At 45.3% G+C, this 13,576-nt stretch carries 11 protein-coding genes; all 11 read left to right on the top strand.

Annotated features, from left to right (window positions below; genetic code table 11):
* The first annotated feature begins 1 nt into the window (after nt 1).
* Entirely contained in the window at nt 2-721 is a 720-nt protein-coding gene (locus ABIE50_RS01785; RefSeq protein WP_209856604.1) for a DUF4290 domain-containing protein, read from the top strand.
* The gene (gene murA, locus ABIE50_RS01780; RefSeq protein WP_142684787.1) at nt 718-2,028 is read left to right on the top strand and encodes a UDP-N-acetylglucosamine 1-carboxyvinyltransferase; all 1,311 of its coding nucleotides are present in this window, start codon (nt 718-720) and stop codon (nt 2,026-2,028) included. The genes ABIE50_RS01785 and murA overlap by 4 nt, the downstream gene beginning before the upstream one ends.
* A 101-nt stretch (nt 2,029-2,129) precedes the next feature.
* Nucleotides 2,130-2,699: a guanylate kinase gene (gene gmk / locus ABIE50_RS01775; protein WP_142684788.1), complete on the top strand. Its 570-nt coding sequence runs from the start codon at nt 2,130-2,132 to the stop codon at nt 2,697-2,699.
* A gap of 42 nt (nt 2,700-2,741) precedes the next feature.
* The gene (locus ABIE50_RS01770; protein ID WP_209856606.1) at nt 2,742-4,013 is read left to right on the top strand and encodes a hemolysin family protein; all 1,272 of its coding nucleotides are present in this window, start codon (nt 2,742-2,744) and stop codon (nt 4,011-4,013) included.
* 618 nt (nt 4,014-4,631) lie between these two features.
* On the top strand, nt 4,632-5,489 hold the full coding sequence (tatC, locus tag ABIE50_RS01765) for a twin-arginine translocase subunit TatC (protein WP_209856608.1): 858 nt from the start codon (nt 4,632-4,634) through the stop codon (nt 5,487-5,489).
* A 30-nt stretch (nt 5,490-5,519) separates the two neighbouring features.
* On the top strand, nt 5,520-5,978 hold the full coding sequence (gene rpiB, locus ABIE50_RS01760) for a ribose 5-phosphate isomerase B (protein WP_142684791.1): 459 nt from the start codon (nt 5,520-5,522) through the stop codon (nt 5,976-5,978).
* A 123-nt stretch (nt 5,979-6,101) separates the two neighbouring features.
* On the top strand, nt 6,102-7,613 hold the full coding sequence (locus ABIE50_RS01755) for a M28 family peptidase (RefSeq protein WP_209856610.1): 1,512 nt from the start codon (nt 6,102-6,104) through the stop codon (nt 7,611-7,613).
* 548 nt (nt 7,614-8,161) lie between these two features.
* Nucleotides 8,162-8,695: an HdeD family acid-resistance protein gene (locus ABIE50_RS01750; protein WP_209856612.1), complete on the top strand. Its 534-nt coding sequence runs from the start codon at nt 8,162-8,164 to the stop codon at nt 8,693-8,695.
* Nucleotides 8,696-9,005: 310 nt separating this feature from the next.
* A complete protein-coding gene (locus ABIE50_RS01745; protein WP_209856614.1) occupies nt 9,006-9,506 on the top strand; it encodes an RNA polymerase sigma factor in 501 nt (166 codons plus the stop codon).
* A 386-nt stretch (nt 9,507-9,892) separates the two neighbouring features.
* Nucleotides 9,893-10,963, top strand: a complete 1,071-nt coding sequence (locus tag ABIE50_RS01740; RefSeq protein WP_209856616.1) for a fatty acid desaturase family protein — start codon at nt 9,893-9,895, stop codon at nt 10,961-10,963.
* Nucleotides 10,964-11,248: 285 nt separating this feature from the next.
* Nucleotides 11,249-13,576, top strand: coding sequence for an ATP-dependent helicase (locus ABIE50_RS01735; RefSeq protein ID WP_209856618.1), 2,328 nt, complete (start codon nt 11,249-11,251; stop codon nt 13,574-13,576).

Genomic DNA, 13,576 nt, shown 5'->3' with positions numbered 1-13,576 from the left:
AATGGAATATAATACCACGCGCAATTACCTGATAATGAAGGAATATGGCAGGAATATCCAGAAAATGGTGGAGTACCTGGTAACCATAGAAGACGACGAAGAGCGCCAGCGTAATGCTATGGCTGTAATAGAGCTGATGGGTACGCTGAACCCGCATTTACGTAATGTGGAAGACTTCAGGCATAAATTATGGGATCATATTTTTAACATCTCCGGCTTTACCCTGAATGTGGAATCCCCATATCCAATCCCCACTATTGAAAAGCTGAGAGCCAAGCCCGACAGACTTCCTTATCCAAAAAAATATCCCAGGAACCGCCACTTCGGTAAAAACCTGGAAATGATCATCGATAAAGCAGTACATGAAGATAATCCTGAAAAAAAAGAAGGATTTACCCAGTGTATCGGGAACTACATGAAGCTGGCATATAGCAACTGGCACAAGGAAAGTGTTCATGACGATGCTATTAAGGCCGAATTACTGGCCATCACAAACAATGAGCTGGAATACCATCCAGGCCATACTGCCCATGTTGCAGGTCCTGTAAACTTCCCCCCAAGCGGCAATGTAGCCGGCGCTGGTGAACAGTTCCGCTCCAACAAGCGCAAAAACTTCCAGCAAAACAAGTTCAAAAGCAGCAATAGCAGCAATAGCGGCGGTAAAAGCCGGGACAATAACAATAAGCACAATAACAAATACAACAAAAACAGGAACAAGTGAGTAGTGCTTTTGAAGTAAGAGGCGGCAACCGCTTAAAGGGAGAAATTATACCCCAGGGTGCCAAAAACGAAGCTTTACAAATCATCAGTGCCGTGATGCTAACCCCCGAAAAGGTTACTATCACTAATATTCCGGATATCGTAGATGTAAATCTGTTGATAGAGCTGTTGGGAGATGCTGGCGTAAAATTAAACCGTATCAGCAGGGATACCTGCGAATTCCAGGCAGATGCAGTAGACCTGAAATACCTGGAAAGTCCCGAATTTAAAAAGAAATCAGGCCGCCTGAGAGGCTCGGTAATGATTGCAGGCCCGCTGCTCGCAAGGTTCGGGCGCGCCTTCATTCCTAAACCGGGTGGCGATAAAATAGGCCGTCGCAGGCTGGACACCCATATCATCGGTTTCGAGAAACTGGGAGCCAGGTTTGTGTACGATGCGGATGATAATTATTTCCGGCTGGAAACTTCCGGAGGGCTCAAAGGCACCTATATGCTGCTGGACGAGCCAAGCGTTACCGGTACCGCCAATATTGTAATGGCAGCGGTAATGGCCGAAGGAACCACCACCATTTACAATGCGGCCTGCGAGCCATACCTGCAACAGCTTTGTAAAATGCTGAACCGCATGGGCGCCCGCATCAGCGGTGTGGGATCTAACCTGCTCACCATTGAAGGCGTAAAGTACCTGGGCGGCTGCGAGCACAGCATGCTCCCCGATATGATCGAGATCGGCTCTTTCATTGGCCTTGCAGCCATGACGCAAAGCGAGATCACGATCAAAAATGCAGGTGTGGATAACCTCGGCATTATACCTGAAAAGTTCCGCCAGTTAGGCATTCAGATGGAAATCAAGGGAAATGATATCTATATCCCTTCCCAGGATTCCTATGAAATACAGACATTCCTGGATGGTTCCATTCTTACGATCTCAGATCATCCGTGGCCCGGCTTTACACCAGACCTGCTCAGCATTGTGCTGGTAGTGGCCACACAGGCAAAAGGCAGCGTGATGATCCATCAGAAGATGTTCGAAAGCAGGTTGTTTTTCGTGGATAAACTGATAGACATGGGCGCACAGATCGTTTTATGCGATCCCCACCGTGCCGTTGTGATCGGCCTGGGCCGCCAGCATAACCTGCGCGGTATCACCATGTCATCGCCCGATATCCGTGCCGGCGTATCCCTGCTGATCGCTGCACTCAGCGCTGAAGGGAAAAGCACTATCCAGAATATAGACCAGATAGACCGTGGCTACCAGTACATCGACGAAAGGTTGAGAAAACTGGGAGCAGACATAAAGAGAGTATAAACACCTGTTCATACTTCTTCAAAACCCAAATACCAGCAAAACATTTTACTGGTTTTTGGGTTTTGCTTTTGAAGTAACCGCTACCTTGATTGTAATTAATAATGGAAAAAAAGATCATCATCGTTACGGCTCCTTCCGGCGCCGGTAAAACCACTATCGTAAAAAAACTACTGGCCAATATGCCGGTACTGGCCTTTTCTATTTCCGCAAGCACCCGGGCCCCGCGGGCCAGCGAAGTGCACGGAAAAGACTATTACTTCCTCTCTGCCGATGAATTTCACCGGCGGATCGAGGAAAACGCCTTTGCCGAATATGAAATGGTGTATGCAGGCAAGTACTATGGCACCCTTAAAAGTGAACTGGAGCGTATCTGGAACAATAACCAGGTTCCAATGGTAGACATCGATGTAAAAGGAGCACTTTCTATCAAGGAAAAGTATCACGGCAATGCACTTACCATTTTCATACAGCCTCCCTCGTTAGATGCGCTACGCGTACGGCTCAGCGAAAGAGGTACCGAAACACAGGCTTCTTTGGATGAAAGACTGGCGAAAGCCCGCTATGAGCTGTCGTTTTCCCATGAATTTGATCAGATTGTGGTGAACGATGAACTGGAAAAAGCATACGAAGAGGTAAAAAAGCTGGTGACAGATTTTTTAAATATAAAATAGCGACGTGATCGTTGGTTTTCCTAATTCATTATTTTTGTTAGGATGGACGGATACACAATAATTATTTTGGTTTTCCTGGTATTGCTGGCAGGCTTCTTTTCAGGTATCGAAGCTGCATTTGCCAATGTTAACAAACTTAGCATTGAGCTTAAAAAGAAGCAGGGCAGGACTACTGGCAAAATATTAGCCAGTCTGAATGAAAATCCCAGCCGGTTCCTGGCCACCAGCCTGGTAGGATTCACGATCACCATAGTCATCTATGGTATCCTTGTAGCGGGCGTATTTCAGCCGGCGCTTGACACTATTCTGCGGAAGCCTGATTCCGCCAGTATACAGCCCTTTATTATCTTTATTGAAATAATACTGGCTACACTGCTGCTATTGTTCCTTGGCTTTTTTATCCCGAGGGCCGTTTTTCGCTCACGCCCGGAAACATTGCTCAGCTTCTTTGCATTGCCGGTATCCATAGTGGCCAAGCCTCTGTATGTGATCGGTAATGTGCTCGCTTCCCTCTCTGAATGGATGCTGAAATATTTGTTCAACGTCCGTATCGTGGAAAACGGTGAGTCGTTTACCCGTGTAGATGTAGAGCATTTTATCAGGCAGTCGCAGCAACACTTCGGGGAAAACAACCAGGAGCTGAACACAGAGCTGTTTGAGAACGCATTGTCGCTTGCCCATGTGAAGATACGCGGGTGCCTTATTCCCCGTAAGGAAATTGAAGCGCTGGAAATTCACCGGCCGCTCAGTGATGCCCGGAGCAAGTTTATGGATACCAAACTATCTAAGATCATTATCTACGAAGGAAGTATCGATAACATACTGGGTTATATCCACCAGTTGGATATGTTCAAAAATCCACTGGATATCAAAAGTATTATTCATCCAATACTGGCTGTGCCTGAAACAATGAGCGCTATCGACCTGCTCAGCAAGTTCAATAAAGAGCGCAAAAGTATTGCATGGGTAGTAGATGAGTTCGGCGGAACAGCTGGTATTGTAACCATTGAAGATGTATTGGAAGAAATTTTCGGTGAAATTAAGGATGAACACGATGAAGAAGAATTTGTAGAGAAGCAGATCGCCGAAAAAGAATATATTTTTTCAGGAAGATTAGAGCTTGATTATTTGAATGAAAGATATGGACTGGACTTCCCTGAAGATGAAAGTGAAACCTTATCAGGATACATTATCAATCATCACGAAACCATTCCGAAGATCAAAGAACGCATTATAATCGACGATTATGAGTTTGATATTCTGAATGTTACGGATACCAGGATCGAAATGGTGAAAATGAAAATGTTAGTATAGGGTTCACCGTTAAACAGGCTGACTTATCAGATAATAATATGATATATTTATTTACGTAATGTAAGTATTAACCATTCAATAACAATTTTGCTAAAACGTTTTTAAAAAAAGTAGTAGGAATTTAACATGGATTGTATACATTTGCTCTAGATGATGTAACACAATGATTTGATTTTTGTTAAAAGGTTGTAAAAAAAGTGTTCCAACATTGATAATAAAATAATTCTTGTTATTTTTGTATTACAATATAAAACGCAACCAGGGATTCTTACTTATTCTGAACGCTTGCCATCAATTAGGTAAGTAGTTTATCTGGAAGCTAAAGACATTCTCGAATTCAACTTTTTTGGGGTTAACAAACAATGGATGAAAGGCCGGCTCTTGATTCTTCTCGGGCTGGCTCTTTTTTTTCTCCCAACTGATCTCACTCCTCTGCTTTTTTCTCTTCCTGCTTTTTTCTTTATAACATACATGCTGTTGGCATAAACAACACTGTGCTTAAAGCAATATTAAAATAGGGTACTTTATACAAGGCACACTGTAATTTGTAGTATGCAACAGCTATATTTGTGATCCTTAATAAGAAATTGTATTCAACATCGTTCGACCGTATAAAGTATGTTAAAGAAATTGTTCGCGAGCAATGAGGATAAGGCAGAAATGTCTTTCTTTGACCACCTGGAAGACCTCCGGTGGCACCTTGTCAGATCGGCCCTGGCACTCGTTGCATTCAGCGTATTCGGCTTTTTATATACACAGGAAATTCTGGATAATGTAATTTTCGGACCCACTAACGCCAGCTTTCCTTCCTATGTGGCGCTATGCAAAATCAGTCATTGGGTAGGATTGGGAGATCAGCTCTGTATTACGCCTGTAAAGGTCCAGTTTTTGAATTATAAGATGGTGGGGCAGATCATGCTGCAATTTAAACTGGCGTTCATTATCGGCTTTGTTTGTGCCTTTCCGTACATTTTCTGGGAGTTCTGGCGCTTTGTAAAACCCGCACTGAAAGAAAAGGAACTTAAAGGAGCCAGGGGCGTGATCTTCTGGGTGTCTTTCCAGTTCTTCCTGGGAATCGCATTTGCCTATTTCCTCATGGCGCCTTTTACCATCAACTTCCTCGCTTCCTATACGGTAACTCAAAAAGCAGTAAACCAGTTTTTTATAGATGATTATTTCGATCTGATGACACAGATCGTATTGGGGATGGGGCTTCTGTTTGAATTGCCTATACTGGTGTTCTTCCTTACCAAACTCGGTATCCTTACACCGGAATTCCTCAAATCATACAGGCGCCATGCCATCGTGGTGATCCTGATCCTGGCTGCCGTAATTACACCGCCCGACCTGATAGATCAGCTCATCGTATTTGTGCCTTTATACTGTCTGTATGAAATCAGTATCTTTATATCGAAAAAGGCGCTGAAAGAACGTGAAGACAGCATGACTAAAACTGACGTGGAAGAGTGGTCTTAATTATCGCTAACAGCTAACAAGAAATTGAAAATGGAAAATACCGTATTTAACCTGACATTGCCCGTAGCTATCGGTTCCGATCATGCAGGATATGAATATAAAGAAGAAGTGATCTCTTTCCTGGAATCGAAAGGCCTGCAGGTAAAAGATTATGGCACCCACTCAAAAGATTCTGTGGATTATCCCGACTATGCGCACCCGGTATCTACAGCAGTGGAAAGGGAACAAGCTGCCTTCGGTATCCTGATCTGCGGCAGCGCCAATGGCGTAGCCATTACTGCCAATAAACACCAGGGGATCCGGGCTGCTATCTGCTGGGGTGAAGAACTTGCGCGACTGGCCCGTTCACATAACAATGCGAATGTACTGTGCATCCCTGCCCGTTTTGTAGATATTCCCGTTGCCAACCAGATGGTAGAGGTGTTTATCAACACCTCATTTGAAGGTGGCCGCCACCAGGACCGGGTACGTAAAATGGTTTGCCTGTAAAGGTTTTAAACCATATATCATTTTTTACAGTAACGAATACACGAAATTGTGGTAATATTAAAGAGCCGGCTTCCAACCGGCTCTTTTTATTTATACATGTGAATCCGGTTATAAAAATCAATCATGAGAGTTCCATTTGCCCTCGCTTTTCTCTTGCTGATAAATATTGCACAGGCACAGACCAATAATGAGGTGGCTGTAAAATATGGCGAAAGTATAACGGCTGCCGGTCTTAGCCGGCAACTGCATATTATTGCCGGTCCGGAAATGGAAGGCCGGGAAACCGCTACACGCGGGCAGGAGCGGGCAGCGGCCTATATCATCAGCCAGTTCTCTGCCGCAGGGCTTCAACCTGGAGCTAACGGAAAATGGGAACAACATTATCCCATTTACTCAGATAGTTTGCTGAGAAGTACCATCACCGTCCGAAACAAAACGTATTTATTTGCGCAGGACTTTCTTGCAGATCTGCGCTCCTCCTGCAAACAGGACCTGCAGGTATCCCGTGTATTTTATGCAGGTGAAGGAACCGTAACCGCTGATCACAACGATTACCGGGATATGGAGGTAAAAGGCCAGGTAGTGATGATCAGGGACGATATCCGGAGAGGAATGCAACGCGACCGTCGCAGTTTGGAGGAGAGGATAGCAACCGCAAAGCAAAAAGAAGTGGCTGCCCTGCTCATCATCAGCCCGGCAGCCGGCAGATACCGCTCGCTGGAGCAAAAAAGATTACATACTACCGGGCTTTACTGGCAGAAAGACACCACCTGGAGCCCGAATATTTACTACATAACACCCGCGCTCGCCGCTGATATACTCAACACCGATAAAGGCGATAATCTCCTTGAAGAGATAGACAGAGGCTGGACCCCGCCAGCGGTTAACCAAACACCGGTTCACCTGTTTTTTGATAAAGCAGCTACCGTATTTCAACCTTCCAATGTGCTGGCTTTCCTGGAAGGCACTGATAAGAAAGACGAATTTGTTTTTGTGACGGCGCACTACGATCATCTTGGTAAAAAAGAAAATGAAATCTTTTATGGGGCAGATGACGACGGATCAGGCACCAGCGCTGTAATAGAAATTGCAGCTGCTTTTGCCCGCGCAAAAAAAGCGGGTAATGGCCCCAGGAGAAGTATGGTATTTATGACGGTATCCGGCGAGGAAAAAGGATTGCTGGGCTCACAATACTATACCGGGCATCCCATTTATCCGCTCGCAAATACAGTAACAGATCTGAACATCGACATGATAGGCCGCATTGATCCGGCACATGAAAAAGATACCAACTACCTGTATATAATCGGCGATAACAAACTCAGTTCCGAACTGCGGCCTATAAATGAAAAAGCTAATGATACTTATACCCACCTCAAACTGGATTATAAATACAACGACCCCAACGACCCGGAAGGATTTTACTACCGGTCTGATCACTATATGTTTGCACAGCACGGTATCCCGATTATTTTCTACTTCAATGGCACTCATGCCGATTATCATGCACCTACCGATACCGTGGAAAAGATCAACTATAACCTGCTGGCAAAAAGAGCCCGCCTTGTTTTTTACACGGCCTGGGAAATTGCCAACCGCGACCAGAAACTGGTGGTAGACAGGCACGAAAAGTAGCCTGTTTCCCTTAAACTTTCCGGAAAAGCGCTGCTTTTGCTACTGATGGACTGGTTAAAACCTTTTTGTTTTTCTTAACAAAATTTTTTAAATTGTGTGTAGAGTCCTTGTTTTAGATTTATATAATCTTTTTTGCATTTGAATGATCGGGTGAATAAGAATTGTTAGTGAGTGTAATCAGGCTATTATTTTTGAAGAGGGCCTCCCCAATTAAACATCTTTAAATAAGCTGTTGTTGTTCAATCGGTATTTATAGGATCAAGTGGAAATCAGTCGAACCGGCCTTCTGCTATCTGTAACCATATAAACTTACCAGTATGAAAACACCTGCCACCTATTTTATCTTAAGAGAACACCCCGCAAGGAGAGCAACCTTGTGTCCTGTTAATCGATGTTGTGACGGAAACACCTAATCGCACGACTGTAATATTTGATTATAATATCCTTGTTGTTCGGAATGTTGAAAAACGAAATAAATGTCTGGAGCACGTAATGGTATACCCTGCCATATTTCAGCATTGATAGTGGAAACCTTAAACTGAGAATGCATGCCTGATTTTTATAACGCATATTGGTGGCTCTTTTTGCTGAGAGGAATTTTCGCCCTGGTATTGGGTGTGCTGGCCATTGGATGGCCTGGTGCTACTTTTACCACACTGATCGTTTTTTTAGGCGCATATCTTTTTATCGCTGGTCTTTTTGCTATAGCAGGGGCCATCGCGGCCCGGAAAACGAATGAGAACTGGGGAATTTTTCTCCTCTCCGGCCTGCTGGGCGTTATATTAGGCGTCCTCACCTTGTACAATCCGTTTGCCACCGGGGCAGCGCTCATTTACCTGGTTGCTTTCTGGGCTATGCTGGCCGGCCTGTTCGAATTAATTATTGCCATCAGGCTGAGGAAAGTTATCACCGGCGAAGGCTGGTACATTGCCGGTGGCTTGCTAACAATCATTTTCGGCGTTCTCCTGGTCGCAAATCCCGTGGCTGCCGCGGTTACGCTTACCTGGATCTTCGGGATTTACGCCATTTTCACCGGAGCAATGCTCATATCGCTTTCATTCAGATTGCGCAGCAGGCATTAAAAACGATAGCTAAAAAATGAGAATAATTAAAGACTGTGGTACCCTGTTTAACTATTTCTAAAATACCCCATATGCAGGTTTATTCATTAACTAAAACTTTTCCTTATGATTAGTGCTACACCTGAATGAGGCACCTGTTGCCGCTTTACCAGGGTGTTGATACCTCCCTTTTTAATAAGCGTGGCAGGTGCCGGCAGTATCCGCCGGAGGGAGACCGGCGTAATGCAACTACTGCTTTAATCTCTTTTTCTCCCGGCCATTTTACAGGCTGTTGTTCCAACTAATTGTGAATAATTTAAAGTTAACCGTTATGTCATCCACCGAATTTAATAACTTATTACTCGGAAACGCCGACTTCCTGCGGCCGTATGCAGTAACCTTAACCAAAGACTCCGAATCTGCAAAAGATCTCTACCAGGAAACATTATTCAGGGCATTATCCAACCGTGATAAGTACCTGGCCGGCACCAATATCCGGGCCTGGCTGTATACCATCATGAGAAACATCTTCATCAATAACTACCGCCGCGGCAACCGCCAGTTCCGGTTGCTGGACAGTGCTGTGGGCGATTACCTGTTGAGCCACCAGCCGTCGGCCATCGGGAACTTTGCCGAATCAGGCCTGCGGGTAAAAGATGTACAGATGGCCGTATACAACCTGCCCGTTATTTTTAAACAACCCTTCCTGTTGTATTTTGAAGGATACAAGTATTATGAAATTGCAGCTATACTCAATGAACCGTTGGGTACAGTGAAAAGCAGGATACACTTTGCGAGAAAGATGCTGAAAACCCGTATTACACGGCATTAACAGCAAATTGATCAATCAATAGCACCACCAGGCTTCCGGGAACAGAAGTCTGCGAACCCTCAGTATGACCATTGAAGCCGCTGCAAAAGCGACTATGAACCGGTAGCAGGCTAAAACTGCTTTTACACCTGTAGTGTCTGTATCCAGCTCCAACAGGTGAAGAGGTCACTGCTGTATGCCTGTTTGCAGACTTTTGTTATCCCTTTCTCCCCTAATTGTCATCCCTCTACCGCTATAAGCACAAATCTTTGTTAAATAACTGCATATTACTCCCCGGAGTATATAAAAACCAGTTTTAAACCGTTTATTAGCGTATACTTTCAATTTTTTCCCGGTTCCACTACAACTTTTCTGTACGCCCGGCAACAACAATGCTTATTTTTTTTATGCCAAAAGTTACTTTCAACAACAAGAATGCACTATTCTTTCCGGCGCTGAAATCCGCTGTAGAGGACTATTTCAAAGCAAACAACATCCGGAAAACCGGTAACTGGAAACTATATGTCAAAACAGCCGTCCTCATTCCCGTGGCAATTGCCCTGTATATGGCCGTGCTGTTTATATCGATGCCGGTAGTACTCTCGGTAACTTTATGCGCATTGCTTGGGTTTGTGCTGGCAAGTATCGGGTTTAATGTGATGCACGATGCCTGTCATGGCAGCTATTCCACCAACAGCAGGGTGAACGATGCGCTAGGTCTCTCTCTTAACGCTTTGGGAGGCAACGCCTTTATCTGGAAACAGAAGCATAATATCATCCATCACACCTATACCAACGTAGACGGTTTGGATGATGATATTGCCAAAAGCCCGCTCATGCGGCAGTGCAGCTCCCAGAAATGGGTGCCTATGCATCGGATCCAGCATATTTACGTAATACTGATATACGCTATTTCTTCTTTCGCATGGGTATTTATCATGGACTTTGTGAAATACCTCAGCCGTAAAGTATATACCACACCGCTGCAACCCATGAAACTGACCGACCATATGGTGTTCTGGGGCAGTAAAGTATTATATATTGCTTTCTATATCGTGCTTCCCATCCTTTTGCTTGGCTGGCAGGCCTGGGCCATCGGCTTCGCTGTTATGCACATGGTAATGGGCTTCACCCTGGCCATCGTATTCCAGCTGGCGCACGTAGTGGAAGAAACCGAATTTGAAGCAGTTGGCGAGGATGCCAGGCTGATTGAAAACGAATGGGCCATTCACCAGATCAAAACCACTTCCAACTTCGCACCAGGGCATAAAATTATTTCCTGGCTCGTAGGTGGCCTCAATTACCAGGTAGAACATCACCTGTTCCCAAGGATCAGCCATGTGCATTACCCGGCTCTCAGTAAAATAGTGGCAGCCAAATGCGCAGAACATAATCTTACTTACAACAGCATCCCTACCATGCAGGGAGCGGTGGTGTCCCATTTCCGCTTTATGAAGGCGCTCGGCGCTAAACCTTAGCGGATGGATCGCCTTCGGCGATTTAAATTGTCTTGGAGCAGGATTACGCTGATTTTACTGATTTATCGGATTTGATCAATTTTGATTTTTTATAAGATTAAGGGAGATAAGAGCGAAAATATCCGCTTATATCTCCCTTAATTATTTATAAATCCAAAAAATAAAATCAAATAAATCAGTAAAATCAGCGTAATCCTGCTCCAAGACAATTTAAATCGCCGAAGGCGATTCTATTCCTTTTTCGTACTTTTACACACTTCAGAAAATCTATAAACAGCAGTCGTGATGAAGGCAAATTATTTAGACGAGCTTAACGAACAACAGCGGGAAGCAGTAACACATATCAACGGCCCTTTGATGATTGTAGCAGGCGCCGGTTCGGGAAAAACCAAGGTGCTTACCACCCGTATTGCACACCTGATGCGGAACGGCGTGGATGCGTTTAATATTTTATCCCTCACTTTTACCAATAAGGCTGCACGGGAAATGAAAGAACGCGTGGAAAAGATCCTCGGCGGCAGCGAAGCCCGGAACCTTTACATAGGTACCTTCCACTCCGTATTTGCCCGCCTCCTGCGTGCAGAAGCACACCGGCTCGGCTATCCCAACGACTTTACCATCTATGATACCGACGATGCCAAAAGCGTTATCAAAACTATTATCAACGAACTGAATCTCGACGATAAACACTATAAACCCAACTTCGTATACAACCGCATCTCGGCTGCCAAAAACAGCCTCATGGGACCGGAAGAATACCAGCTGGACAACCTGGTGCAACAGGAAGATATGCGCGCCAACAGGCCGCTGATCGGCAAAATATATGATATGTACGCCAAACGCACGTTTAAGAACGGCGCTATGGACTTCGATGACCTGCTGTTTAAAATGTATGTGCTCCTCAAAACATTCCCGGAAGTACTGCATAAATACCAGCACAAGTTCAAGTACATCATGATCGATGAGTACCAGGATACCAACCCCGCCCAGTACGAGATCATCAAATTGCTGGGGGCGGTTAATGAAAATATCTGCGTAGTGGGAGATGATGCCCAGAGCATCTATTCCTTCCGGGGCGCCACTATCGAAAATATCCTCCAGTTTGAAAAAGACTACGACGATGTGAAAGTGGTAAAACTGGAACAGAACTACCGCAGTACCAAGTCCATCCTGAATGTAGCCAATGAGGTAATTGCACATAACAAAGGACAGATTGAAAAGAACCTCTGGACAGATAACACGGAAGGCGATACCATTAAACTGGTACGCACCATGACAGACAATGAAGAAGGTAAATTTGTAGCTGATACCATTGCAGAACAAAAACTGCGGAACCACTATGATAACCGCGACTTCGTTATCCTTTACCGTACCAACGCCCAGAGCCGCTCCTTTGAGGAAAGCCTTCGCCGTAAAGCCATTCCGTACCGCATTTTCGGTGGACTGTCGTTTTATCAGCGTAAGGAGATCAAAGATTACGTGGCCTATCTCCGCGTTACCATGAATACCCGCGATGAGGAAAGCCTGAAAAGGATCATTAACTATCCCGTACGCGGCATCGGTAAAACCACCATCGAAAAAACCATTGTGCTCAGCAATGAGCATAATCTTACGATGTGGGAAGTGCTGGAAAGGGCAAGGGAATTCGGGTTTAAAGGCGGTACCCTGGAAGCGATAGAAGCTTTTGTGATCATGATCAAAAGTTTCCAGGCAATGCTCTCCTCGCACAACGCCTATGATGTGGCGGTTGCTGTAGGCAAATCTACCAACATTGTAAAAGAACTGTTTAACGATAAAACTACGGAGGGGCTTGCCCGTTATGAGAACGTGCAGGAGCTCTTAAACTCTATCAAGGAATTTACCGAAACTCCCGATGAAGAAGGGGAGCTGCTCGATAAAAGCATGGGCTCATATCTCCAGCAGATCACCCTCCTCACGGATGCCGATCAGGGTAATGATGAAAACAGCGATGTAGTGAAGCTGATGACCATCCATGCGGCGAAAGGGCTGGAGTTCCCGGTGGTATTCACCGTGGGCCTGGAAGAAACCCTGTTCCCCAGCGGTATGTCTATCAACACCCGGGAAGAGCTGGAAGAAGAAAGACGGCTGTTCTATGTGGCCATTACACGCGCCAAGGCCCGCTTATGGCTTACCTACGCCAACAGCCGTTACCGTTTTGGCAACCTGGTACAAAATGAGCCAAGCCGTTTCCTGGAAGAAATGCCGGAAAAGTTCATTGACCGCAGCTATGCCGGCGGAGGCAGTGTCCGCAACGCTTTTGGCGGGGGAGGCAATATAGGGTGGAGCAATACGAACAATATGTTCGACCGGAAAAAGTCGCCATCACAGCCATCACAGCCGGTAACCCAGAAGCCTGCTGCCAAACCAACGTTTTCTCCGGCTACCACCCATGTGCCCTCAGCCGATTTCACCCCGGATGATCCGGCCGGCATGGAGCCCGGTATGCAGGTGGAGCACCAGAAATTCGGATTTGGCACCATCGCCGCATTGGAAGGCGCGCCCAATAACAGGATTGCTACTATCAACTTCCCTAAAGGCGGTGGTGAGAAGAAAATTATGCTGAACTACGCCAAGTTGAGAATAGTAAGATAA

Origin of the sequence: Chitinophaga sp. OAE865 (genome assembly GCF_040546735.1) — a bacterium.
Classification (GTDB): domain Bacteria; phylum Bacteroidota; class Bacteroidia; order Chitinophagales; family Chitinophagaceae; genus Chitinophaga; species Chitinophaga polysaccharea_A.
This window is presented reverse-complemented; position numbering and strand designations above follow the sequence as displayed.

Coding starts and splice junctions, on each gene's coding strand:
- ABIE50_RS01785 (WP_209856604.1), top strand. CDS start 2: ATGGAATATAATACCACGCGCAATTACCTGATAATGAAGGAATATGGC.
- gmk (WP_142684788.1), top strand. CDS start 2,130: ATGGAAAAAAAGATCATCATCGTTACGGCTCCTTCCGGCGCCGGTAAA.
- ABIE50_RS01770 (WP_209856606.1), top strand. CDS start 2,742: ATGGACGGATACACAATAATTATTTTGGTTTTCCTGGTATTGCTGGCA.
- tatC (WP_209856608.1), top strand. CDS start 4,632: ATGTTAAAGAAATTGTTCGCGAGCAATGAGGATAAGGCAGAAATGTCT.
- rpiB (WP_142684791.1), top strand. CDS start 5,520: ATGGAAAATACCGTATTTAACCTGACATTGCCCGTAGCTATCGGTTCC.
- ABIE50_RS01755 (WP_209856610.1), top strand. CDS start 6,102: ATGAGAGTTCCATTTGCCCTCGCTTTTCTCTTGCTGATAAATATTGCA.
- ABIE50_RS01750 (WP_209856612.1), top strand. CDS start 8,162: ATGCCTGATTTTTATAACGCATATTGGTGGCTCTTTTTGCTGAGAGGA.
- ABIE50_RS01745 (WP_209856614.1), top strand. CDS start 9,006: ATGTCATCCACCGAATTTAATAACTTATTACTCGGAAACGCCGACTTC.
- ABIE50_RS01740 (WP_209856616.1), top strand. CDS start 9,893: ATGCCAAAAGTTACTTTCAACAACAAGAATGCACTATTCTTTCCGGCG.
- ABIE50_RS01735 (WP_209856618.1), top strand. CDS start 11,249: ATGAAGGCAAATTATTTAGACGAGCTTAACGAACAACAGCGGGAAGCA.